This window comes from Bacillus sp. FSL R5-0443 (assembly GCF_038608285.1).
Lineage (GTDB): Bacteria > Bacillota > Bacilli > Bacillales > Bacillaceae > Bacillus > Bacillus velezensis.
The window spans coordinates 2,033,486-2,054,502 of sequence record NZ_CP152013.1; the positions used below are offsets into that span (position 1 = coordinate 2,033,486).

28 protein-coding genes are annotated in these 21,017 nt (G+C 44.1%); 19 read left to right on the forward strand and 9 right to left on the reverse strand.

The annotated features are described in order from the left end of the window. Positions 1-11 precede the first annotated feature (11 nt). Entirely contained in the window at positions 12-458 is a 447-nt protein-coding gene (sirA, locus tag NYE28_RS10260; RefSeq protein WP_003153995.1) for a sporulation inhibitor of replication protein SirA, read from the forward strand. An 85-nt stretch (positions 459-543) separates the two neighbouring features. Continuing rightward, the gene (locus tag NYE28_RS10265) at positions 544-762 is read left to right on the forward strand and encodes a YneF family protein (protein WP_003153994.1); all 219 of its coding nucleotides are present in this window, start codon (positions 544-546) and stop codon (positions 760-762) included. A 73-nt stretch (positions 763-835) separates the two neighbouring features. Here NYE28_RS10265 and NYE28_RS10270 read toward each other — a convergent pair whose 3' ends face one another. Next, a complete protein-coding gene (locus NYE28_RS10270) occupies positions 836-1,009 on the reverse strand; it encodes an aspartyl-phosphate phosphatase Spo0E family protein (protein WP_012117647.1) in 174 nt (57 codons plus the stop codon). A 201-nt stretch (positions 1,010-1,210) separates the two neighbouring features. Between NYE28_RS10270 and NYE28_RS10275 the strand changes: the two genes are divergently transcribed. The 3 genes from NYE28_RS10275 to NYE28_RS10285 all read left to right on the forward strand — a co-directional run bounded on the left by NYE28_RS10275 (position 1,211) and on the right by NYE28_RS10285 (position 2,936). Then, on the forward strand, positions 1,211-1,918 hold the full coding sequence (locus tag NYE28_RS10275) for a cytochrome c biogenesis protein CcdA (RefSeq protein WP_088056486.1): 708 nt from the start codon (positions 1,211-1,213) through the stop codon (positions 1,916-1,918). An 84-nt stretch (positions 1,919-2,002) separates the two neighbouring features. Beyond that, the gene (locus NYE28_RS10280) at positions 2,003-2,365 is read left to right on the forward strand and encodes a response regulator (RefSeq protein ID WP_033574804.1); all 363 of its coding nucleotides are present in this window, start codon (positions 2,003-2,005) and stop codon (positions 2,363-2,365) included. A 79-nt stretch (positions 2,366-2,444) separates the two neighbouring features. Next, complete coding sequence (locus NYE28_RS10285; protein ID WP_139325315.1) at positions 2,445-2,936, forward strand: CcdC family protein; 492 nt, start codon at positions 2,445-2,447, stop codon at positions 2,934-2,936. Between the two features lie 27 nt (positions 2,937-2,963). Here the strand turns inward: NYE28_RS10285 and NYE28_RS10290 are convergent, their stop codons facing one another. The 4 genes from NYE28_RS10290 to sspO all read right to left on the reverse strand — a co-directional run bounded on the left by NYE28_RS10290 (position 2,964) and on the right by sspO (position 4,414). Next, positions 2,964-3,392, reverse strand: coding sequence for a DUF2621 domain-containing protein (locus tag NYE28_RS10290; protein ID WP_007410325.1), 429 nt, complete (start codon positions 3,390-3,392; stop codon positions 2,964-2,966). Positions 3,393-3,626: 234 nt separating this feature from the next. After that, the gene (locus tag NYE28_RS10295; RefSeq protein ID WP_015239929.1) at positions 3,627-3,998 is read right to left on the reverse strand and encodes an Hsp20/alpha crystallin family protein; all 372 of its coding nucleotides are present in this window, start codon (positions 3,996-3,998) and stop codon (positions 3,627-3,629) included. Between the two features lie 93 nt (positions 3,999-4,091). Continuing rightward, entirely contained in the window at positions 4,092-4,238 is a 147-nt protein-coding gene (locus NYE28_RS10300) for a small acid-soluble spore protein P (protein WP_003153984.1), read from the reverse strand. Positions 4,239-4,267: 29 nt separating this feature from the next. Beyond that, a complete protein-coding gene (gene sspO, locus NYE28_RS10305) occupies positions 4,268-4,414 on the reverse strand; it encodes an acid-soluble spore protein SspO (RefSeq protein ID WP_003153982.1) in 147 nt (48 codons plus the stop codon). A gap of 231 nt (positions 4,415-4,645) precedes the next feature. Between sspO and acnA the strand changes: the two genes are divergently transcribed. The 7 genes from acnA (at position 4,646) to NYE28_RS10340 (ending at position 9,442) form a co-directional block, all read left to right on the forward strand. After that, complete coding sequence (gene acnA, locus NYE28_RS10310; protein ID WP_342490473.1) at positions 4,646-7,372, forward strand: aconitate hydratase AcnA; 2,727 nt, start codon at positions 4,646-4,648, stop codon at positions 7,370-7,372. 61 nt (positions 7,373-7,433) lie between these two features. Beyond that, positions 7,434-7,943: a redoxin domain-containing protein gene (locus NYE28_RS10315; protein WP_003153980.1), complete on the forward strand. Its 510-nt coding sequence runs from the start codon at positions 7,434-7,436 to the stop codon at positions 7,941-7,943. 78 nt (positions 7,944-8,021) lie between these two features. After that, entirely contained in the window at positions 8,022-8,147 is a 126-nt protein-coding gene (locus tag NYE28_RS10320; RefSeq protein WP_012117651.1) for an FbpB family small basic protein, read from the forward strand. A 63-nt stretch (positions 8,148-8,210) separates the two neighbouring features. Next, positions 8,211-8,357 carry an acid-soluble spore protein N gene (locus tag NYE28_RS10325; protein WP_003153977.1) on the forward strand — a complete coding sequence of 49 codons (147 nt, stop codon included), beginning with the start codon at positions 8,211-8,213 and terminating at the stop codon, positions 8,355-8,357. 24 nt (positions 8,358-8,381) lie between these two features. Then, positions 8,382-8,624: a small acid-soluble spore protein Tlp gene (tlp, locus tag NYE28_RS10330; RefSeq protein WP_007410320.1), complete on the forward strand. Its 243-nt coding sequence runs from the start codon at positions 8,382-8,384 to the stop codon at positions 8,622-8,624. An 86-nt stretch (positions 8,625-8,710) separates the two neighbouring features. Continuing rightward, positions 8,711-9,127, forward strand: a complete 417-nt coding sequence (locus NYE28_RS10335) for a YbgC/FadM family acyl-CoA thioesterase (protein ID WP_003153973.1) — start codon at positions 8,711-8,713, stop codon at positions 9,125-9,127. Between the two features lie 15 nt (positions 9,128-9,142). Further along, positions 9,143-9,442 (forward strand): hypothetical protein, encoded by a 300-nt coding sequence (locus NYE28_RS10340; RefSeq protein WP_003153968.1) that lies wholly within the window; start codon positions 9,143-9,145, stop codon positions 9,440-9,442. A 31-nt stretch (positions 9,443-9,473) separates the two neighbouring features. Here the strand turns inward: NYE28_RS10340 and NYE28_RS10345 are convergent, their stop codons facing one another. Both NYE28_RS10345 and plsY read right to left on the reverse strand, forming a co-directional pair. After that, on the reverse strand, positions 9,474-9,761 hold the full coding sequence (locus tag NYE28_RS10345) for a HesB/YadR/YfhF family protein (protein WP_007410318.1): 288 nt from the start codon (positions 9,759-9,761) through the stop codon (positions 9,474-9,476). Between the two features lie 88 nt (positions 9,762-9,849). Beyond that, positions 9,850-10,431 carry a glycerol-3-phosphate 1-O-acyltransferase PlsY gene (gene plsY / locus NYE28_RS10350; RefSeq protein ID WP_007410317.1) on the reverse strand — a complete coding sequence of 194 codons (582 nt, stop codon included), beginning with the start codon at positions 10,429-10,431 and terminating at the stop codon, positions 9,850-9,852. Between the two features lie 151 nt (positions 10,432-10,582). Here plsY and NYE28_RS10355 point away from each other — a divergent pair, with 151 nt between their 5' ends. The 3 genes from NYE28_RS10355 to parC all read left to right on the forward strand — a co-directional run bounded on the left by NYE28_RS10355 (position 10,583) and on the right by parC (position 15,807). After that, positions 10,583-10,990, forward strand: coding sequence for a CoA-binding protein (locus NYE28_RS10355; protein WP_007410316.1), 408 nt, complete (start codon positions 10,583-10,585; stop codon positions 10,988-10,990). 423 nt (positions 10,991-11,413) lie between these two features. Next, positions 11,414-13,381: a DNA topoisomerase IV subunit B gene (gene parE, locus NYE28_RS10360; protein ID WP_007611767.1), complete on the forward strand. Its 1,968-nt coding sequence runs from the start codon at positions 11,414-11,416 to the stop codon at positions 13,379-13,381. 2 nt (positions 13,382-13,383) lie between these two features. Then, positions 13,384-15,807, forward strand: a complete 2,424-nt coding sequence (parC, locus tag NYE28_RS10365; RefSeq protein ID WP_160223082.1) for a DNA topoisomerase IV subunit A — start codon at positions 13,384-13,386, stop codon at positions 15,805-15,807. A gap of 52 nt (positions 15,808-15,859) precedes the next feature. On the opposite strand, the gene NYE28_RS10370 is transcribed toward parC, so the two are convergent. Both NYE28_RS10370 and NYE28_RS10375 read right to left on the reverse strand, forming a co-directional pair. Continuing rightward, positions 15,860-15,985, reverse strand: a complete 126-nt coding sequence (locus NYE28_RS10370) for a hypothetical protein (RefSeq protein ID WP_013352436.1) — start codon at positions 15,983-15,985, stop codon at positions 15,860-15,862. Between the two features lie 24 nt (positions 15,986-16,009). Next, on the reverse strand, positions 16,010-16,363 hold the full coding sequence (locus tag NYE28_RS10375) for a hypothetical protein (protein ID WP_003153956.1): 354 nt from the start codon (positions 16,361-16,363) through the stop codon (positions 16,010-16,012). Between the two features lie 376 nt (positions 16,364-16,739). Between NYE28_RS10375 and NYE28_RS10380 the strand changes: the two genes are divergently transcribed. The 4 genes from NYE28_RS10380 (at position 16,740) to NYE28_RS10395 (ending at position 21,016) form a co-directional block, all read left to right on the forward strand. Continuing rightward, entirely contained in the window at positions 16,740-18,158 is a 1,419-nt protein-coding gene (locus NYE28_RS10380) for an alanine/glycine:cation symporter family protein (protein ID WP_015239933.1), read from the forward strand. A gap of 203 nt (positions 18,159-18,361) precedes the next feature. Further along, on the forward strand, positions 18,362-19,318 hold the full coding sequence (locus NYE28_RS10385) for a sugar kinase (RefSeq protein WP_099566764.1): 957 nt from the start codon (positions 18,362-18,364) through the stop codon (positions 19,316-19,318). A gap of 29 nt (positions 19,319-19,347) precedes the next feature. After that, entirely contained in the window at positions 19,348-20,367 is a 1,020-nt protein-coding gene (locus tag NYE28_RS10390) for a zinc-binding alcohol dehydrogenase family protein (protein ID WP_043021146.1), read from the forward strand. Between the two features lie 13 nt (positions 20,368-20,380). Then, complete coding sequence (locus NYE28_RS10395) at positions 20,381-21,016, forward strand: bifunctional 2-keto-4-hydroxyglutarate aldolase/2-keto-3-deoxy-6-phosphogluconate aldolase (protein WP_012117658.1); 636 nt, start codon at positions 20,381-20,383, stop codon at positions 21,014-21,016. Position 21,017 lies beyond the last annotated feature (1 nt).

Genomic DNA, 21,017 nt, shown 5'->3' on the forward strand with positions numbered 1-21,017 from the left:
GGGATGAGGAAATGGAACGTCATTACTATACACACCTGATAAAGGATGAGTTTGCGAACCACTACTTCGGGCGGGAAACGGCTATGTTTGAGTTGTTTCGAGACTATCATTGGACAGACCTGACACCCCAGGAATATCAAATGACAGAAAAGCAAGTTCAATATATAACGGAACCGATTCCGGTGATACATATGCATCAGCGTCTCCAGCTGCATTTAAACCGAATGAGTTACAGCCGTTTGGATTCCATTTACCGGCTTACACTGCCCGGAGAAAAGGGCCGCGCCACCTTCATGATGAAAGACAGTTTAATTGAGATTGCGGCTTCGGGAGATTATGAGGCGGAAACGATTTTCTTTGAGATTCTGCGTAAAATCAGCCCCTGTTTTCTTGCAATGGATTTCAAGACACGGCGCTACGGGTGGTTAAATCCGGTCAGAGAAAGAAATTTTGTCTAAAAACGAGGAAAAAGAGATGTAAATGTTGTATAATAGCCTTTGGTTTAGTACACTTTAAACTAGACAACATGAAGGAGGAAATAAAATGACTTTATGGGTTGGCATCCTAGTGGGCGTTGTCGCATTGCTCATAGGTGTTGCACTCGGGTTTTTTATTGCTCGTAAATATATGATGAGCTATTTGAAAAAGAATCCGCCTATTAATGAACAAATGTTACGCATGATGATGATGCAAATGGGAATGAAACCTTCTCAAAAGAAAATTAATCAAATGATGAAAGCCATGAATAATCAAGCGAAATAATACGTACAGATTATGATATAGAGATACATGGTTATAAAAATAAAAAACCCGGAGAGGGTTTTTTATTTTGGCGTCATGTTTCACCCCAACTGCCGGTGTGCAGTTCTTTTTGGTATTGTATGAGAAGGTGGTCAAGCTCCTGGCTGAGTTCTATCGTAATGTTTGATGTCATTCCGTTTGTCATGACGATTTTAAGCAGCTCTGCCCGTTTTTTTTCAATTTCATTTAATAGATGCTCTCTAATCACAGGGATATATCCTTTCATACATAAATCTTTCACCTGAGTCGCTATTATTATATCCACATTTATACTGTTTTTCAAATAAGAAGGAGTATAATATCTCGATGTCAAATTAAATTATATAAGCTTTTTCTATAAAAAGTAATCCTTCTCGGAAAAGTGTTAAAAAAATGAAATGATTTTGTCATAACTCGAAGGGAGTGTGTCATCGTGAGTTTTAATTACTTTCTGACGTTTGGGGCCGGATTTCTGTCTTTCATTTCTCCATGCTGTCTGCCGTTGTACCCCGCCTTTTTATCTTACATAACTGGTGTCAGTATGGACGAGGTGAAAACAGAAAAGGTGATGCTGCAAAAGCGTGGCCTTGTGCATACACTTTGTTTTTTGCTTGGTTTCTCCGTGATTTTTATCGCATTGGGATATGGAACTTCGTTTATCGGCAGTTTTTTTACCCAATATCATGAAGCGATCCGCCAGTTTGGTGCTATCATGCTGATCCTTTTCGGGCTGATTACTGCCGGTGTGTTTCAGCCGAAATTCATGATGAAAGAGCGGCGCATTCACTTTAAGCGCCGTCCGGAGGGGTTTATCGGTTCGGTTCTGATCGGTCTTGCGTTTGCAGCCGGCTGGTCGCCGTGCAGCGGGCCTATTTTAGGAGCCGTGTTTTCGCTGGCCAATACAAATCCTTCTTCAGCAGTGCCGTATATGTTTTTATATGTTCTCGGATTTGCGATTCCTTTTCTTGTTCTTTCATTTTTTATTACCAGAATGAATTGGATTCGCAAGCATCAGCTGCTTATCATGAAAATCGGCGGCATTCTTATGATTCTGATCGGAGTTATGCTGTTTTTTAACTGGATGAGCTACATTCTGATCGTTCTGTCAAATCTTTTCGGAGGATTTACCGGTCTGTAACGGATTAATAACTTTTGAACTATTATATACCCTTTTGTTTTTGGTACAATAAGACTAGTTAATGTTAAATATGTGGAGGGGAATATGACACGAGTTTTAGTTGTAGATGACGCCAAGTTCATGAGGGTGAAAATCAGAGAGATTCTGGAATCGGCGAATTACACAGTTGCCGGGGAAGCGGCTGACGGTGAGGAAGCCCTGTCAGTATATCAAAAAATCCGTCCCGACCTGGTGACAATGGATATTACCATGCCGGTCAAAAACGGTATACAGGCCCTGCAGGATATTTTAGCTTTTGACCCGAAAGCCCGGATCATTATGTGTACCGCCATGCGGCAGCAGCGGATCGTTCTGGAAGCGATTGAATTAGGCGCTAAAGACTTTATCGTTAAACCGTTTGAAGCATCTAAAGTGCTGGAGGCCGTAGGCCGGGTAACGGGAACGTAAACGTGTTCTCTTTTCAAATTGGTTTTTTTTATGTTTTTGGAGTATAGTATATAGTATCAAACTCCGTGCAAGCAAAGGAATGATAAAGATGATGATTATAGTTTCATCCGTTATTGCAGCGGCCATGGCAATTTCCGTGATGATCGTCAGGATTAAATCCTCCGACAAGCCCGCTTCACCTAAAAAAATAATTCTCCCGCCGATTTTCATGAGTACGGGAGCGCTTATGTTCCTTTTTCCGATTTTCAGAGTGACGGGCGAAGAATTTTTGGAGGCCATTACGCTGGGCGTGATCTTCTCTATTTTTCTGATTAAAACATCTAAATTTGAGATTAAAAATAATGAAATCTATTTAAAACGGTCAAAAGCGTTTGTGTTTATCCTGATTGGTCTCCTGGTTATCAGAATCGCTATGAAATCCATTTTGAGCACGACGATTGATTACGGAGCTTTAAGCGGAATGTTTTGGATTCTGGCTTTCGGAATGATTGTCCCGTGGCGCATCGCGATGTTTTTGTCTTACCGCAAACTTTCGAATGAACTGAAGACCGCTGATATTCAGATGAATTAAAACCTTTCCGTCCGCCGGAAAGGTTTTTTATTTGAGCAGGGCTTGATAAGGAGTAAGATCAATCTGTTTTTCACGGAGATGCTTTTTTAAAAATTGATGATCACGCTTAGGAGTGGCCAGTATGTAACCCCTGATGATTAAATCACGGTTTATTTGTTCAGCTTCCTCCGCTAAGGAAAGTTCACCGATTTTTCCGGCGATTTTCGCTTTGGCTACATCCCGAAAGAGCTCCGGCACGGGGGCGACCAATTCATCCAAAAACGCCTTGTCACCCTCATTCCATAAGTGCCTGCTTTTTTCAATATAATAGTCCTGCCAATCCAGTTCTGACCGGCCGTCTTCTTTCGGTAAGCGTTTTAAAAATTTTCGAAACATAAAAAACCCGCCGATAGACAGCAATCCGATCATCACGATGACCCAAAATAAAATAAACCACATAAACCAGCCTTCCAGCATTGTTCTATCTCCTCCTTACTTTAACCATATTGTAAACGAAGACAGAATAGAAGAACACATGAAAAAAAGAATAGAAAAAATGATAGATGTCCAGTCATTACGGTTGCTAGAACATATTCTATCGTATAGTGATTCTGCTATTTGGCCATGGGAGATTCACTTTGAGGGTATATGACTGATATGACCGGACAAAAAAGCCGCTTCCATTGAGGGATGAAAGCGGCTTTTTTTATGTTATAGAGGAAATTGAAAGGAAAATGAGGCAGGAGTCTCATTTGGCTCCTTGTTCATGGAGACGGTCAGAATATGGTTGGTGAAATCAGTGAAAATATGTTTGTCATTCAGATAAAAAGGAAGCACCATTTGTTTGTTTAACGTCCGTTCAAGCGTTTTAACAGAGAGCATAAATTCATTCCCCGAAAGAGTGACGGTTATCGCTTGCACCTGCTTCAGCATCGTCAGGTCGGCTTCAATGATATATTGACGGCTTGTTTCATATAGATCGATCGGCAGCGTCTCGTCATACCAAGCATACGGGTCCTCGTAAAACTGCCGCAGCCATTCTTCCGTATCATCAAATTCTTCAGCGTTTTTTGAGTGATTCATGGAAGCATCCCTCCATATTAAAAAGCCTTGCTATAACGTATGCAGAAGCTTTGAATGGGTGAATGGCACAAAAAAACAGACCCGGGGTCTGTTTTACATATCGTGGCTTGTATTATGTTTTTGTCTTGTATGGTTGCGGTTTTTCACTTTTTTGCTTCCGCTCAGCGGTTCCGGCTGGCCGGGGTTATGGCCCTTCGGAGCATTTTTATGCATATCTTTACTCGTATTTTTATTTGTCATGTTAAAGCCTCCTTTTTAAGGTGTTCCGGCTATTGGTTTGTTTTTCTTTTTTTATTGTTCTGCCGTTCTTCTTCCGTCAGGACGAGCTGGTCATTTTCTATATAACCCGCGCCTTTGCCTTGGCTTTTCGCATCATTCATGCCGTTAATGACATGATTGGCTTTCCGTTTTACCATGATCATCACCTCAACATTAATATGGCTCTTTACAGCCCGTTGTATGAGGCGGAAAATCGGACAAAATTTACCGAAAATCATGCTGATAAGACGATCTTATTGTATTTAATAAAAACATTGATATTTACTTATGTATGATTTTATACTAAGATGAAATTGTGAGAAAATTGTGATGGAATGTGAACATTCATCTAAAGAACGATCTTGATCATTGAAGGGGGATTTTGGAGAATGACAAATCAGCAAAAAGTCGCAACACAAGACGTTTTCCAAGCAAGAAAAACATTTTCTTCAAATGGGAAAACATACAACTACTATTCATTAAAAGCATTGGAAGACGCAGGGGTCGGCAATGTTTCAAAACTTCCTTATTCTATTAAGGTTCTTTTGGAATCCGTTTTGCGTCAGGTAGACGGACGCGTCATTACAAAAGAACATGTTGAAAATTTAGCAAGATGGGGTACTGCTGAATTAAAAGATATCGATGTGCCGTTTAAACCGTCACGGGTTATTCTACAGGACTTTACCGGCGTTCCGGCCGTAGTTGACCTGGCATCTTTAAGAAAAGCCATGGCTTCTGTCGGCGGAGACCCTGATAAAATCAATCCTGAAATTCCGGTTGACCTGGTCATTGACCACTCCGTACAAGTCGACAAAGCCGGTACGGAAGACGCGTTAGCCATTAATATGGACTTAGAATTCGAAAGAAATGCAGAACGTTATAAATTTTTAAGCTGGGCAAAGAAAGCGTTTAACAATTATCAGGCCGTTCCGCCTGCAACAGGTATCGTTCACCAGGTAAACCTTGAGTTTTTGGCAAGTGTCGTTCATACGAAAGAGGAAGACGGAGAACTTGTGACATATCCTGATACATTGGTGGGAACAGATTCCCATACAACAATGATTAACGGAATCGGCGTCCTCGGCTGGGGTGTCGGCGGTATTGAGGCGGAAGCGGGAATGCTCGGCCAGCCTTCATATTTCCCTGTTCCTGAGGTCATCGGCGCGAAACTTGTCGGAAAATTGCCTAACGGAACGACGGCGACTGACTTGGCGCTGAAAGTCACTCAAGTGCTGCGCGAAAAAGGCGTAGTCAATAAATTTGTTGAATTCTTCGGTCCTGGTGTTGCTGAGCTTCCGCTTGCGGATCGGGCGACTATTGCCAATATGGCGCCGGAATACGGAGCGACTTGCGGATTCTTCCCGGTTGACGAGGAAGCACTTTCTTACCTGCGTCTGACCGGCCGTGAAGAAGAGCAGATCGATATTGTGGAAGCATACTGCCGCAACAACGGTTTATTCTATACGCCTGACGCGGAAGAGCCGATTTTTACAGACGTTGTGGAAATTGATCTGTCAAAAATTGAAGCGAACCTTTCAGGACCGAAACGTCCGCAGGATTTAATCCCGCTTTCCGTTATGCAGGAAACGTTTAAAAAACATCTTGTCAGCCCGGCCGGCAACCAAGGATTCGGAGCGGATGCTGCTGAAGAGAACAAAGAAATTTCATTTAAACTTAACAGCGGCGAAGATGCGGTTATGAAAACGGGGGCGATTGCAATCGCTGCTATTACAAGCTGTACGAATACATCAAACCCTTATGTATTAATCGGTGCCGGATTGGTAGCCAAAAAAGCGGTAGAATTAGGCTTGAAAGTGCCGAATTATGTTAAAACATCACTTGCACCGGGGTCTAAGGTTGTTACTGGATACTTAGTCAACTCAGGCCTGCTTCCTTACATGAAGGAGCTCGGCTTTAACCTCGTAGGGTATGGCTGTACGACATGTATCGGGAACTCCGGCCCGCTTTCTCCAGAGATTGAAGAAGCGGTTGCTAAAAATGATCTCTTGATCACTTCTGTCTTGTCAGGTAACAGAAACTTTGAAGGCCGGATCCATCCGCTTGTCAAAGGAAACTACCTTGCGTCACCTCCGCTTGTTGTCGCATACGCATTAGCAGGCACTGTGAATATCAACCTGAAAACGGATCCGATCGGTGTCGGAAATGACGGACAAAATGTTTATTTCGATGACATCTGGCCGTCCATGGATGAAATCAATTCTCTCGTCAAACAGACTGTTACGCCGGAATTATTCCGCAAAGAGTATGAAACGGTATTTGACGACAACCAGCGCTGGAACGAAATCGAAACGACGGATGAAGCGCTGTACAAGTGGGATCAGGATTCCACTTACATTCAAAACCCGCCGTTCTTTGAGGAAATGTCTGTAGAGCCGGGAAAAGTTGAGCCTTTAAGAGGACTTCGCGTTGTCGGCAAATTCGGCGATTCTGTGACGACTGACCACATTTCTCCGGCCGGAGCGATCGGAAAAGACACACCGGCGGGCAAATACCTGCAGGAAAAAGGCGTTTCTCCTCGTGACTTTAACTCTTACGGCTCACGCCGCGGAAACCATGAAGTCATGATGAGAGGAACATTCGCCAATATCCGCATTAAAAACCAAATCGCACCGGGTACAGAAGGCGGATACACAACACATTGGCCTACCGGGGAAGTGACATCTATTTATGATGCCTGCATGCGGTATAAAGATGATAAAACGGGTCTTGTCGTCCTGGCCGGAAAAGATTACGGAATGGGCTCTTCACGTGACTGGGCTGCAAAAGGAACAAACCTGCTCGGCATCAGAACAGTCATTGCCGAAAGCTTTGAAAGAATTCACAGAAGCAACCTCGTCTTCATGGGTGTGCTGCCGCTTCAGTTCAAACAGGGTGAAAACGCGGATACACTCGGCTTAACCGGTAAGGAAGTCATCGAGGTGGATGTTGATGAATCTGTACGTCCGCGCGACTTGCTGACTGTCAGAGCAATCAGTGAAGACGGTAAGGTAAAAACATTTGAAGTTGTTGTCCGTTTTGACAGTGAAGTGGAAATTGATTACTATCGCCACGGCGGCATTTTACAAATGGTGCTTCGCGATAAAATGAAACAGTAGCAGTATGAACAAAGGAGAGAAAGCAGTCTGCTTTCTCTCTTTTTATGCGGGAGGCCTTGAGATGCTTGCGAAATGGCTGGGCGGAATGTTACTTATCGGGTTGTTAGTGTATGCGGGCTGGAACATTTATTCTGTACAAAAAAGTCCGAAAGAAGGGACGGAAGAAGGGATGAAAGCCCCTGACTTTACACTTGATACCTTGTCAGGAAAAAGTATCTCCCTTTCTGATTATAAAGGAAAAAAAGTGCTCCTCAATTTCTGGGCGACGTGGTGCAAGCCGTGCCGAATGGAAATGCCCGATATGCAGGAGCTGCAGAAAGAATATCCTGATATTGCGGTAGCAGCCGTTAATTTTACATCCTCTGAAAAAAATATACAGGCTGTGAAATCATTTGCTGATCATTATCAGCTGACCTTTCCTATTCTGATTGACAAAAGCGGAATTAACGGAGATTTCAACGTGCTTTCTTATCCGACAACATACATATTAGACGAAAAAGGAACCATTCAGCATATTCGCGTAGGCACGATGACAAAAAAAGAAATGAAAGAAAAACTGGATCTCAAATAGAGGTTCAGTTTTTTTATTGTGAAGGGCTTAGGTTTTGAAAAATTGGAAAAAATGAATGAAAACACGGAGGTGAGAAGATTGAAAAAAATGCGAAAACGTTCTTTTCATGAATTGGTTATGGAAAATAAACGTGAGCTGATGACCAATACGGAATATTTGAATCAGCTTGAAGAAAAGCTGGAGCAGCGGTTCAAACAAAAATAACCTTTAATTTGCAGTCATGTTTGCACCTCCTTTTGCAAAATATACTCTTAAGGAGGGATGAACATGGGCATAAACAAGAAAGACGGCCAGCCGCAATACGCTCCGAGCCACTTAGGGACAAAACCCGTTAAATATAAACGCAACAAAGGGGAAAAGTTTCATGACAAGTCAAACGGACATCCGATTGTCATGCAGACGAAAGGCGAATAACATCATCAAAGGAGAGCAGACATTATGACAAACAATTATCAAAAACCGAATCCGGATGACCGTTCCGATAACGTTGAAAAGCTGCAGGATATGGTGCAGAATACAATTGAAAATATAGAAGAAGCCAAAGAATCAATGGAATTTGCGACAGATGAGGAAAAACAGCGCATTCAAGAGAAGAATGCCAGACGCAATGAAAGCATTGAATCGTTCCGCAGTGAAATCCAGGATGAATCGGCTGCAAGAGAAAACGGCTATCAATCATAATAAAAACCAGGGAAACCTGGTTTTTTTCTCTTTCCGGCTCGTTGTGATAAAATGGGGCTAATCTGATAATAAGGGAGCAGAGAACGTTGCATGTGTCAAAAAAAGAAATAGAAGTGCGTTATGCGGAAACAGATCAAATGGGTATCGTCTATCATGCCAATTACTTAGTCTGGATGGAGGTCGGCAGAACGGCGCTGATTAAGGAACTCGGATTCCTTTACAAGGATATGGAAGATAGAGGAGTGCTGTCCCCTGTATTGGATATCAGCATTTCTTATAAAAAGCCGCTCCGCTACGGAGAAACGGCTGTCGTACATACTTGGATTGAAGAATATAACGGATTTAAAACCGTTTACGGCTACCACATCTATAATCCGGATCAAGAACTTGCCATCAAAGCGACATCCTCTCATATATGCGTTGATAAAGAGAGCTTCAAACCGATTCAGTTTCGCAAGGCTTTTCCTGATTGGCATGCCGCTTACGAAAAGGCAAAAAAATAAGGAGCGGCTGCAGTTATGGCATTTGGAATTACGCGCAAGGAACTGGAAAGATGGAAGCGGGATGTATCGGAAGGCAAAATCGCTTTTTTAACGCATTACTGGCTGGATGACCGTTTTCCGGAGGCTAAGACCGTGACGAAGGCCGGTTCAAGCGATCTCAATAAACTGATCAGATGGGGAGCGGAATACGGGCTGAAGCCGGAGTGGATTCACCATAAAAATGAATTTCCCCACTTTGACCTGCTCGGTGAAACGCAAAGAAGCATATTAGAAAAAGAACGTCTGACTGATCATCTCAAAAGGTTCAGGCTGTAAAAAAAGAACGCATCCGCTGCGTTCTTTTTTCTTACACGTAATCAAATACCGGCTCTTCTGCCTGATCTGAATATGTGACTGACAAATCGTGATTATCAAAGTACCATAAGTCGCTTTCTTCAATAAAAAAGGTAATGCCTTCAACTTCCGTGCTGGTGCCGATGTTCATCGGCCGGTCTTTTAAAATGCCGAGAGAAAAGCCTTTCTGAACGTTGCTGCATCCCCCGTAACGGACAAAGAAACGGACATGGTCGCCTGTTTCCAGATCGAGCTCTTCTTTGTACCAATCCAGCGCGCCTTTCGTTACTTTCATGTTCATCCGGAACACTCCCTTTTTGTTTCTCATATAAAGAAATTATCTCTATTATAAACGCATATGGCATTTTGATGTCAAAATTGAAGTTTCATCAAAACCATTTAATCTTCGGTTCTGTTTTGTTTATAATCCTTTTGATGTTTGCCCTGTGTCTGTAGATAACAAACGCAGTCAAGAGCGTCACTACGACTAATAAATAAGGGTCTTTTACAAACAGACAGTAAATAATCGTATAAATCCCTGTTAACATTGAAGACAGAGAAACAAATTTCGTAAGGAATAAAAATACGAAAAATACTGCAACCATCGTAACGAATAACAGCGGAGCATAAAACAGCAGGACGCCCCCTGATGTGGCTACGGCTTTGCCTCCCTTAAACTTTGCGAACACGGGGAATACATGGCCGATTACTGCTGCCACCCCTGCGAGAAGAGGATGAATGGGGACGTGCAGTAAATATGGGAGCGCCGCGGCCAAGGTGCCTTTTAAAATATCGGCTGCGATGACAACAGATCCCGCTTTAACGCCAAGCGTGCGAAAAGCATTTGTAGCGCCCAAATTGCCGCTTCCGTGTTCTCTAATATCGATCCCTTTCGCAAGTTTGCCTACGATTAAACCTGACGGGATGCTGCCTATTACATAGGCCAAAATAATCAATAAAGCAATCAACATCTACATTTCTCCTTTTCAATGTCCCTTCACTCTATTTTAACACGAGTTGTTACCGTCTGATGACAAGTTTTTTGAGAATTAAGCTGACAAAGCGCTTTTTTTGATTCCGGCGAAGCGGTCATGTACAATATATCAAAAGGAGATGGTAAAGATGCAAAATCCTTCAAAATCAGAGATTAAAGAAATTCTGGATCGGAGCAAACGGATCGCAGTCGTCGGGCTGTCAGACCGTCCCGACCGGACTTCTTACATGGTTTCCAAAGCGATGCAGGATGAAGGGTATGAAATTATTCCCGTCAATCCAACGATTGATGAGGCGCTTGGCGTTAAAGCCGTCGCTTCATTAAAAGACGTGGAGGGACCGATTGATATCGTGAATGTGTTCAGACGCTCTGAGCAGCTTCCCGGCGTCGCTGAAGAATTTTTACAGACGGACGCTCCCGTTTTTTGGGCGCAGCAGGGCCTTGCAAATGAAGAAGCGTATCGCATGATTACAGACAAAGGACGGACGGCTGTTATGGATTTATGTATAAAAGTCGCCCGCGCTGTTATAAAATAGGAACAAAAAAGGCAAAAATCCTTGGAAAATCAGGGGTTTTTGCTTTTTTATTGAAAGAATACTCTTTGCGTATGATGATGAAACAGATACAATAAAGCATGAACAGCTTTTTTAGAAACCCCTTTATACAGGGGTTTACAGTCTGTTTGCGATGGCCGGCATAAAGCTATATAATAGAAAGCGAACTCATGTTCTTATTCGCTGAAAAGGGCACCAGAAAGATGAAAAGCCGTTCGAATGTATGTCTTGCGGCCTAAAAAACGAGCCATTCGCTTAAATATGTTGCGAAATCAAGCATATTGGTTATAATTGTGAGTCCGAGGAGAATTGGACCGAAGCTTGCGCATACTGAAAAACAAAGACATGAAAACATTTAAAAAAGAGAATGATTAAGAGCAGGTTTTTTGAAAGGGGTTTGTACGTTTGGCTAGAAAACAGCAATTTGATTACAACGAAGATGCCATACAGGTGCTTGAAGGCCTGGAAGCCGTCAGAAAACGACCGGGAATGTACATCGGTTCGACGGACGCACGCGGCCTGCACCATCTGGTATATGAGATCGTCGACAATTCCGTCGATGAAGTTCTTGCCGGCTACGGAGATCATATTATCGTAACGATACATAAGGACAACAGCATCTCCGTACAGGACAGAGGACGCGGAATGCCGACCGGGATGCATAAGCTCGGAAAGCCGACGCCGGAAGTTATTTTCACCGTGCTGCATGCCGGGGGGAAATTCGGACAGGGCGGCTATAAAACAAGCGGCGGTCTGCATGGTGTCGGTGCATCTGTCGTAAACGCATTATCGGAGTGGCTGACGGTTACTATTGAGCGTGACGGATATGTGTATAAACAGCGGTTTGAAAACGGCGGCAAGCCCGTGACTTCACTTGAAAAAATCGGAACGACCAAAAAAACAGGAACGCTTACCCATTTTAAACCTGATCCGTCAATGTTCAGCGCAACGGTTTATAATTTTGACACGCTGTCAGAACGTCTGCGCGAATCGGCTTTCTTGTTAAAAGGTTTGAAAATAGAATTAATTGATGAACGGAACGGCGTAAAAGAAGTATTTTATTATGAGAACGGAATTGAAGCATTTGTCGCTTATCTAAACGAGGAAAAAGACGCTTTATGCGAAGTGGTTTCCTTTGAAGGCGAGCATCATGACATTGAAGTCGATTTCGCGTTTCAGTTTAATGACGGGTATTCAGAAAATATGCTGTCATTCGTTAATAACGTCAGAACAAAGGACGGCGGCACCCACGAATCAGGAGCCAAAACGGCAATGACAAGAGCGTTTAACGAGTATGCGCGAAAGGTCGCCCTTTTAAAAGAGAAAGACAAGAACCTTGAAGGCGCCGATATCAGGGAAGGTTTGTCCGCAATCATTTCCGTGCGTATCCCGGAGGAACTGCTGCAATTTGAAGGCCAGACGAAAGGGAAGCTTGGCACAAGTGAGGCGAGATCCGCCGCGGATGCCGTCATTTCCGAGAATCTTGCTTATTTCCTGGAAGAAAACCGCGATACAGCAACCCTGCTTGTCAAAAAAGCGATTAAAGCAAGCCAGGCCCGTGAAGCGGCCCGTAAAGCGAGAGAAGAAGCGAGAAGCGGCAAAAAGCGCAAAAAATCAGAAGCGACGCTGAGCGGAAAACTCACACCGGCCGGTTCCAGAAATCCGGCGAAGAATGAATTGTATCTGGTGGAGGGAGACTCTGCGGGAGGTTCTGCAAAACAGGGAAGAGACCGGAAATTCCAAGCCGTGCTGCCCCTTCGCGGAAAGGTCATCAACACAGAGAAAGCAAAGCTTGCAGACATCTTCAAAAATGAAGAAATCAATACGATTATTCATGCGATCGGAGGCGGTGTCGGCGCAGATTTTGAGATTGACGACATCAATTATGACAAGATCATCATCATGACGGACGCGGATACCGACGGCGCGCACATTCAAGTCTTGCTGTTAACGTTTTTCTACCGCTATATGAAACCTTTAATCGAGCACGGAAAAGTCTTCATCGCCCTTCCGCCTCTTTACAAAGTGAGCAAAGGAAGCGGTAAGAAAGAGATTATTGAATATGCTTGGTCCGACGAAGAAATGGACGGCGTTTTAAAGAAAGTCGGCAAAGGGTATACCATCCAGCGCTATAAAGGTCTGGGAGAAATGAACGCAGACCAGCTCTGGGAAACGACGATGAATCCCGAATCGCGAACGCTCGTCAGAGTCAAGATCGACGATGCGGCACGGGTAGAGCGCCGTGTAACGACATTAATGGGAGACAAAGTAGAACCGAGAAGAAAATGGATTGAAAAAAATGTTGCCTTCGGATTAGATGAGGAAAGCAATATTTTAGAAAATGAAAACTTGTCGGTCGCTGAGGAGGTTTAATAGTGGCACAGCCAGAATTATTTCATGATTTACCGTTAGAAGAAGTAATCGGCGACCGTTTCGGACGCTACAGTAAATACATTATTCAAGACAGGGCGCTGCCCGACGCTCGTGACGGTTTAAAGCCGGTGCAGCGGAGAATTTTATACGCCATGCACGCGGACGGAAATACATTCGATAAAAATTTCCGTAAAGCGGCGAAAACGGTCGGAAACGTTATCGGTAATTATCATCCGCACGGTGACAGCTCTGTTTATGAAGCGATGGTGCGGATGAGCCAGGATTGGAAAGTGCGGAATGTGCTGATTGAGATGCACGGCAACAATGGAAGCATTGACGGTGATCCGCCGGCTGCCATGCGTTATACGGAAGCGAGATTATCTTCTATCGCGTCCGAGCTTTTGCGTGATATTGATAAAAATACGGTTGAATTCGTCCCGAACTTTGATGACACTAGTAAAGAACCGGTTGTTTTGCCCGCCATGTTCCCTAACTTGCTTGTCAACGGATCAACCGGGATTTCAGCGGGCTATGCGACTGATATTCCCCCTCATCATCTGGGTGAGGTCATTGATGCCGTCATTAAACGGATTGAATCTCCGGATTGCACCGTCGATGACTTGATGCAGGTGATTAAAGGGCCTGACTTTCCGACAGGAGGCATTATTCAAGGAGTCGACGGCATTCGGAAGGCTTATGAAACCGGAAAAGGCAAAATTATTATCCGCGGCAAGGCTGAAGTGGAATCCGTAAGAGGCGGACGGGAGCAGATCGTCATTACAGAAATTCCGTATGAAGTAAACAAAGCCAATCTCGTAAAGAAAATGGACGAATACCGCATCGACAAAAAAGTCGAAGGTATTTCTGAAGTCCGGGATGAAACTGACCGCACGGGGCTTCGGGTGGTCGTTGAGTTAAAGAAAGAAGCCGATGCAAAAGGCATTTTGAATTTCTTATATAAAAACACTGATCTGCAGACAACATATAACTTTAATATGGTCGCCATACATAACCGCCGGCCGATGCTGATGAGTCTTACGGCCATCCTGGATGCGTATATTTCCCATCAGAAGGAAGTGGTGACAAACCGCTCCGTCTTTGAATTGCAAAAAGCAAAAGAGCGGCACCACATCGTTGAAGGATTGATGAAGGCACTGTCTGTGTTAGATGAGGTCATAGCCGTCATCCGGGCAAGCAGCGACAAGAAAGATGCGAAACAAAACGTAATGTCTAAATTCGCATTTACGGAGCCGCAGGCCGAAGCGATCGTATCCTTGCAGCTGTATCGTCTGACAAACACGGATATTACGGCGCTAAAAGAGGAAGCGGAAGAGCTCAGCAAGAAAATTCAGGAGCTCGAAGCCATTTTAAGTCATGATAAAAAGCTGTTAAAAGTCATTACAAGCAGCCTGAAAAAATTGAAAAAGACCTATGCTGACAGCAGACGGTCTGTCATTGAAGAAAAGATTGAGGAAATTAAAATCAATCTTGAAGTGATGGTTGCCTCTGAGGACGTATATGTGACAGTCACAAAAGACGGCTATGTAAAACGAACAAGTCAGCGGTCATTTGCCGCTTCTAACGGCCAGGATTTCGGTATGAAGGATACTGACAGGCTGATTCACCAATTTGAAATGAATACAACGGATGTTCTCCTGCTCTTTACCAATAAGGGAAGCTATGTTTATTGTCCGGTTCACCAGCTTCCCGATATCAGGTGGAAAGACATAGGGCAGCACGTAACGAACATCATCACGATTGACCGTGATGAAACCATCGTGAAAGCTATACCGGTAAAAGAATTTGATCCATCTTCATATTTATTGTTTATGACGAAAAACGGCATGGTGAAAAGAACTGAAATGACGCATTACAAAGCGCAGCGTTACTCGAAAGCGCTTGTTGCCCTTAACCTTAAAGGGGACGACGAGCTGATTGATGTTCATGTCACAGACGGCGGCAGCCAGCTGTTTATCGCCACTCGCCTCGGGTATGGTTTATGGTTCGGTGAAGATGAAGTAAATGTAGTCGGTGCCCGTGCGGCCGGCGTAAAGGGCATAAATGTAAAAGACGGTGATACCGTCGTATCAGGACAAATCCTGCATGAGACAGATTCGCTTGTCCTTGTCACACAGCGGGGAGCAATCAAGCGGATGAACCTATCTGAATTCGAAAAAACATCCAGGGCGAAGCGCGGTGTCATCATGCTGCGTGAGCTTAAAAAGAACCCGCATCGCGCAGTCGGCGTATTCGCGTGCGCTTTAGCCGACATGATCGCTGCGGAAACAGAAAAAGGCGAGAGAATCGAAATCGCCGTGAAGTCCTTGCGGGCGAATGACCGATACAGCAACGGCTCCTTCTTTACCGATGAAGATGAGACAGGGCCGGTAACAGATGTATGGCGTATCCCCGCGTCTGATGTTTAAGAGTAAAAATAAAATAAAAAAACCTCCGCTCATTGAGCGGAGGTTTTACTATTTAGCTTTCATGGCTGCCGAATAAGTCAGTGATAGCGTGAACGACTTCGATTCCCTGCCATACAAATAAATTCAATGCAGTGAATGAAAACAACCCTAAAATCACCATTCGTAAGATAAACAACATGTTTAACAACCTCCTCATTTTATGTTACATAGATAGGCGATGTTGAACATGAAGCTCATCGAAATACGAGGACTGATAAAATTTAGCGATTAAAAAGCTTTTCTTTCGCTGTCTTCTCCGGGAAGCGGGGCGTCTCCTGTCTGATATCACGATCAGTGAGACAGAAGCGGCAAAAAGCGCCGTCAAGATATATGAGCCCGTCAGCGATTTTTTCTCATCATCAGCATTTTGGCCGGCCTTCATTTCGTGCATTTCCTGCTGGTCGGCTACCGCTTTAAAATGATGAGCAGTATCGAACGCATGGGGAATGGAGAGCAAATGAAAGCTTGCAATCGCTAAAAATAAAATAGAAGCTTTTAAAAACAAGATTTTTTTCAAATGTTCTCCCCCCTTCATAAGTCTGAATATTTTTATTATAATACCCTAATTTAAATGTAAAGTAAACATATTTATTAAATTTAAAAAATTATTATCCTGGTTAAGTATATACCATTCCATCCATCTTTTCATCTCTTTTTTCTTAAAGACCTATTTGTTATGATATGCACGCATTCCTTATGGCGTGACAACATTTTTCGGGCTGTAAGATAAAAAACGGGGCATGACAGCAAAAGACGTGATGTAGAAACCGAAACATTTTCTTAAAAAAACTTCTCAACCACTGTTGTTGTGATATAATAATACTCGTTGTGTTAAAAGATCTAACATATGCAGCAAAAATGACAGTAAAAGATATGTAAAAGGGAGGTTAAACATGGAGGCTTTCATCAGTGAAATCATAAATGTTCCAAATGATTTTATTTGGAAGTATCTTGTTTATATTTTAGTCGGGATCGGATTGTACTTTACGTTCCGTTTTCGCTTTATTCAATTCCAATACTTTATTGAAATGTTTAGAATCGTCGGGGAGAAGCCGCAAGGAAATAAAGGAGTGTCTTCAATGCAGGCATTCTTTATCTCAGCCGCTTCTCGTGTCGGAACCGGAAACTTGACCGGCGTCGCGCTGGCGATTGCAACAGGCGGTCCAGGCGCAGTATTTTGGATGTGGATCGTAGCGATTGTCGGTATGGCTTCCAGCTTTGTGGAAAGCACCTTGGCGCAGCTGTATAAAGTGCGTTCCGGTGACGAATTCCGCGGCGGTCCGGCATATTACATGGCAAAGGGACTGGGCGCCCGCTGGCTCGGTATTTTATTCGCCGTATTGATTACCGTTTCTTTCGGACTTATCTTTAACGCCGTGCAGTCAAATACGATTTCTGTGGCGTTTGACGAAGCATTCCATGTGAATAAAACAGTTATCGCAATCATTTTAGCTGTATTAACGGCTTTCATTATATTCGGCGGTCTGAAACGTGTTGTTTCCGTTTCGCAATTAATCGTTCCGGTCATGGCGGGTATGTATATTCTGATCGCGCTGTATGTCGTGATTGTAAATATTACAGCGGTACCTGAATTGCTTATGACGATTGTGAAAAATGCGTTCGGTCTTGAGCAGATCGTCGGCGGAAGCTTAGGAAGCATCATTATTATCGGTGCGCAGCGCGGCCTGTTTTCAAACGAAGCGGGTATGGGAAGCGCGCCGAATGCCGCAGCGGCTGCACATGTGTCGCATCCGGCTAAGCAGGGATTAATTCAGACGCTCGGCGTGTTTTTTGATACATTTATTGTTTGTACATCGACTGCCTTTATCATTTTATTGTACAGCTTTACGCCTAAAGGCGACGGCATCCAAGTGACACAAGCCGCATTGCAGCACCACCTCGGCGGATGGGCGCCGACATTTATTGCGATTGCGATGTTTTTATTCGCATTCAGCTCTGTTGTCGGCAACTATTACTATGGTGAAACGAATATTGAATTTATTAAAACAAGCAAAACATGGCTTAATATTTACCGCGTATTCGTTGTAGTGATGGTGGTGTACGGATGTTTGGCTGACTTCCAGATCGTCTGGGACATGGCAAACTTGTTTATGGGACTCTTGGCTCTCATTAACTTAGTGGCAATTTTACTGCTGAGTAATGTAGCCTACAAGATCTATAAGGATTATGCCGCTCAGCGCAAAAAAGGTCTTGATCCTGTATTCAAAGCCGAGAATACCCCGGAGCTCAAGCATATTGAAACATGGGCGGAAGAAGAAGGTACAAGCCCCGAACGTAAGACTGCTAACTGAGGAAACATGCATACAATTTTCAAAAAACCCCTTACATTTTGTTGTGAGGGGTTTTTTCATGTGAAAAATCGGATTATTTTTACTGAAAACAGATTTTTTTGAATTTATTGTATTTTTATCTTGTGTGTGTAAGGGTTTTCATATAAAGTTTTACTAAACCGGTTTACCAAACCGATTTAGTCTTAAAAGAAAGGAGTATTGATGTGGCTTCTGATTATGGCATTTTTACGATCGGTGATGCGATGATCACCTTAAATCCCGCAAGCACAGGACCTTTGCGTTTTGTTACCCATTTTGAACGAAAAGCAGGAGGAGCTGAACTGAATTTTGCGATTGCATGCGCCAGATTGAATCTGCACTCAAAGTGGGTCAGCAGACTGGGGAAGGATGAGTTCGGCAGAGTGATTTATCAGTTTGCCAAAGGAGAAGGAATTGATGTGACTGACGTCTCCTATGTTGAAGGCTTTCCTACATCTTTAAATGTCAAAGAGATCAGAAATGACGGTTCAGGCAAGACGTTTTATTATCGTTTCAATTCACCAATTCTGACCCTTGCACCGGAAGATATAACAGAGAATATGTTTGCCGGCATTCACATCGTTCATCTTACCGGTGTGTTCCTCGCGCTTGATAAGAAAAATCTTGAAATTGCTGAAAGGGTGCTTTCCATCGCCAAAGCAAGAGGGATTCCCGTATCTTTTGATCCGAATATCAGGCTGAAGCTGTGGACGATTGAGGAGGCGCGTGCGGCATTTCATCAAATCTTTCCGCATACTGATATTCTTCTGGCGGGCCGGGACGAAATGAAACAGCTGACAGGTATAGGGGAAAATGAAGCATTAGCCCGGTTTGCAGAGACCTATTCAATCAGTCAGCTTGTCATAAAAGACGGTGAAGCAGGTTCTGCGCTGTATCATGATCATAAGTGGGTTCACAAAGAGGCTTTCCCGGTTGCGCCTGTTGACACGGTAGGAGCGGGTGACGGCTTTAATGCCGGCTACCTGTACAGTTATCTGCATGGTTTTGAACCGGAAAAACGTCTGGAGTTTGCCAATGCGGTCGGTGCGCTCGTCACCACAGTTTCCGGTGATAATGAAGGGCTTCCCTATCTAGAAGAGGTTCTGTCATTTGTAAACAAAGAGACTGTGATTGAACGGTAGCAAGCACAACTTAAAAAGCGGGTGAGAAAATGAAAGCGGTTCTAGTACGGAAAGCATTTGATCTGACGGTGACGGAATGTGAGAAACCGTCTGTTGTCCACGCGGATGATGTTCTTGTCAAGGTGAAGCGGGTCGGAATTTGCGGATCAGATTTGCATATTTATCATGGGACAAATCCGTTAGCGTCCCTGCCGAGAGTAATCGGACATGAAGTCACAGGGGAAGTCGCAAAGACCGGTTCTCATGTTCGGCGTTTCAAGCCGGGTGACCGCGTAGTGGTTGAACCGATATCTTATTGCGGAACATGCTATGCCTGCCGGAAAGGACGTCCGAACGTCTGCAAAGCGCTTTCGGTGTTCGGCGTTCATGAAGATGGCGGGATGCGGGAATATATCGTGGTTCCGGAAAAGCAGCTGCATGCCGTTTCGCCCGATCTGTCCTGGGAGGAAGCGGTCATGGCAGAACCATATACGATCGGCGCCCAGGCCGTTTGGAGAGGCCGTGTCGAGAAGGAAGATACTGTTTTGATTCAGGGGGCGGGACCGATCGGAATCTGCATATTAAAAATGGCAAAGTTCAAAGGCGCTTCCGTCATGATAACCGACTTGAATGATGAACGCTTGGCATTCGCTGAAAAAAACGGTGCGGACGTTACCGTCAACGCGCAAAAAGAAGATCCCGTTTTGCGGGTGAACGAATGGACAAAAAAAGAAGGCGCCAATGTCGTCATTGATGCCGTCTGTCTCCCCTCAACGTTTGAAACGTCCATTGACGCGGTGTCTCCGGCCGGTCATGTGGTTGTGCTTGGTTTTGATGAGAGGACTGCCGGCATTTCTCAGCTTCCGATCACAAAAAAGGAAGTCACGATAACCGGTTCAAGATTGCAGACGAATCAGTTTCCGTACATTACAGACTTACTGAATAAAGGCCTGTTAACGCACGGCGGTCTTATTACACATACATTTTCAGCAGATGACGTCCATCAAGCATTTCAGTTGATCGAACAGCACCCGGGCAAGGTGGGAAAAGCAATCATTACGTTTGATTAAAGGAGGAGCGAGAATGTTGCCTAAGTACGCCATTTACGAAAAACTTCTGCATGCACAAGTGGTGGCTGTCATAAGGGGACAAAACAGCCAAGAGGCGCTTGAAGTTTCAAAAGCGGCCATTTCAGGAGGTATCAGCGCCATTGAGCTTACATACACAACTCCTGAAGTGGAAGATGTCTTTAAGGAACTCCGGCATCAAGATATTCTTCTTGGAGCCGGTTCTGTAATGGATACAGAAACGGCGAGACACGCCATTTTATCAGGCGCCTCATTTATCGTCAGCTCTCATTTTGTAAAAGAGATAGCGTCTCTATGCAACCAGTACAGCGTACCGTATCTTCCGGGATGCATGAGCGTGTCTGATATGGCTTTGGCGCTTGAAGCCGGATGTGATGTGGTAAAGCTGTTTCCCGCTAATTCGTTTGACCCTTCATTTATCAAGTCGGTCAACGGTCCTCTGCCGAATGTCCGCATTATGCCGACCGGGGGTATCTCATTAAACAGCATGAATGACTGGCTATCTGCCGGAGCGGTCGCGGTCGGTGTGGGAAGCGACTTGACAAAAGCTTATCAAAAGGGCGGCTATGAAGCTGCTGTATCCCTCAGCAAAGAATACGTCTGCCGAAAAAACGAATATACGGGGGTGTAAC

Excerpts from the sequence above, each read along its gene's own strand:
- sirA (WP_003153995.1), top strand. The coding sequence starts at position 12 with ATGGAACGTCATTACTATACACACCTGATAAAGGATGAGTTTGCGAAC.
- NYE28_RS10265 (WP_003153994.1), top strand. The coding sequence starts at position 544 with ATGACTTTATGGGTTGGCATCCTAGTGGGCGTTGTCGCATTGCTCATA.
- NYE28_RS10280 (WP_033574804.1), top strand. The coding sequence starts at position 2,003 with ATGACACGAGTTTTAGTTGTAGATGACGCCAAGTTCATGAGGGTGAAA.
- NYE28_RS10285 (WP_139325315.1), top strand. The coding sequence starts at position 2,445 with ATGATAAAGATGATGATTATAGTTTCATCCGTTATTGCAGCGGCCATG.
- NYE28_RS10290 (WP_007410325.1), bottom strand. The coding sequence starts at position 3,392 with ATGCTGGAAGGCTGGTTTATGTGGTTTATTTTATTTTGGGTCATCGTG.
- NYE28_RS10295 (WP_015239929.1), bottom strand. The coding sequence starts at position 3,998 with ATGAATCACTCAAAAAACGCTGAAGAATTTGATGATACGGAAGAATGG.
- NYE28_RS10300 (WP_003153984.1), bottom strand. The coding sequence starts at position 4,238 with ATGACAAATAAAAATACGAGTAAAGATATGCATAAAAATGCTCCGAAG.
- sspO (WP_003153982.1), bottom strand. The coding sequence starts at position 4,414 with ATGGTAAAACGGAAAGCCAATCATGTCATTAACGGCATGAATGATGCG.
- acnA (WP_342490473.1), top strand. The coding sequence starts at position 4,646 with ATGACAAATCAGCAAAAAGTCGCAACACAAGACGTTTTCCAAGCAAGA.
- NYE28_RS10315 (WP_003153980.1), top strand. The coding sequence starts at position 7,434 with ATGCTTGCGAAATGGCTGGGCGGAATGTTACTTATCGGGTTGTTAGTG.
- NYE28_RS10325 (WP_003153977.1), top strand. The coding sequence starts at position 8,211 with ATGGGCATAAACAAGAAAGACGGCCAGCCGCAATACGCTCCGAGCCAC.
- tlp (WP_007410320.1), top strand. The coding sequence starts at position 8,382 with ATGACAAACAATTATCAAAAACCGAATCCGGATGACCGTTCCGATAAC.
- NYE28_RS10340 (WP_003153968.1), top strand. The coding sequence starts at position 9,143 with ATGGCATTTGGAATTACGCGCAAGGAACTGGAAAGATGGAAGCGGGAT.
- NYE28_RS10345 (WP_007410318.1), bottom strand. The coding sequence starts at position 9,761 with ATGAACATGAAAGTAACGAAAGGCGCGCTGGATTGGTACAAAGAAGAG.
- plsY (WP_007410317.1), bottom strand. The coding sequence starts at position 10,431 with ATGTTGATTGCTTTATTGATTATTTTGGCCTATGTAATAGGCAGCATC.
- NYE28_RS10355 (WP_007410316.1), top strand. The coding sequence starts at position 10,583 with ATGCAAAATCCTTCAAAATCAGAGATTAAAGAAATTCTGGATCGGAGC.
- NYE28_RS10370 (WP_013352436.1), bottom strand. The coding sequence starts at position 15,985 with ATGTTGTTTATCTTACGAATGGTGATTTTAGGGTTGTTTTCATTCACT.
- NYE28_RS10380 (WP_015239933.1), top strand. The coding sequence starts at position 16,740 with ATGGAGGCTTTCATCAGTGAAATCATAAATGTTCCAAATGATTTTATT.
- NYE28_RS10390 (WP_043021146.1), top strand. The coding sequence starts at position 19,348 with ATGAAAGCGGTTCTAGTACGGAAAGCATTTGATCTGACGGTGACGGAA.
- NYE28_RS10395 (WP_012117658.1), top strand. The coding sequence starts at position 20,381 with ATGTTGCCTAAGTACGCCATTTACGAAAAACTTCTGCATGCACAAGTG.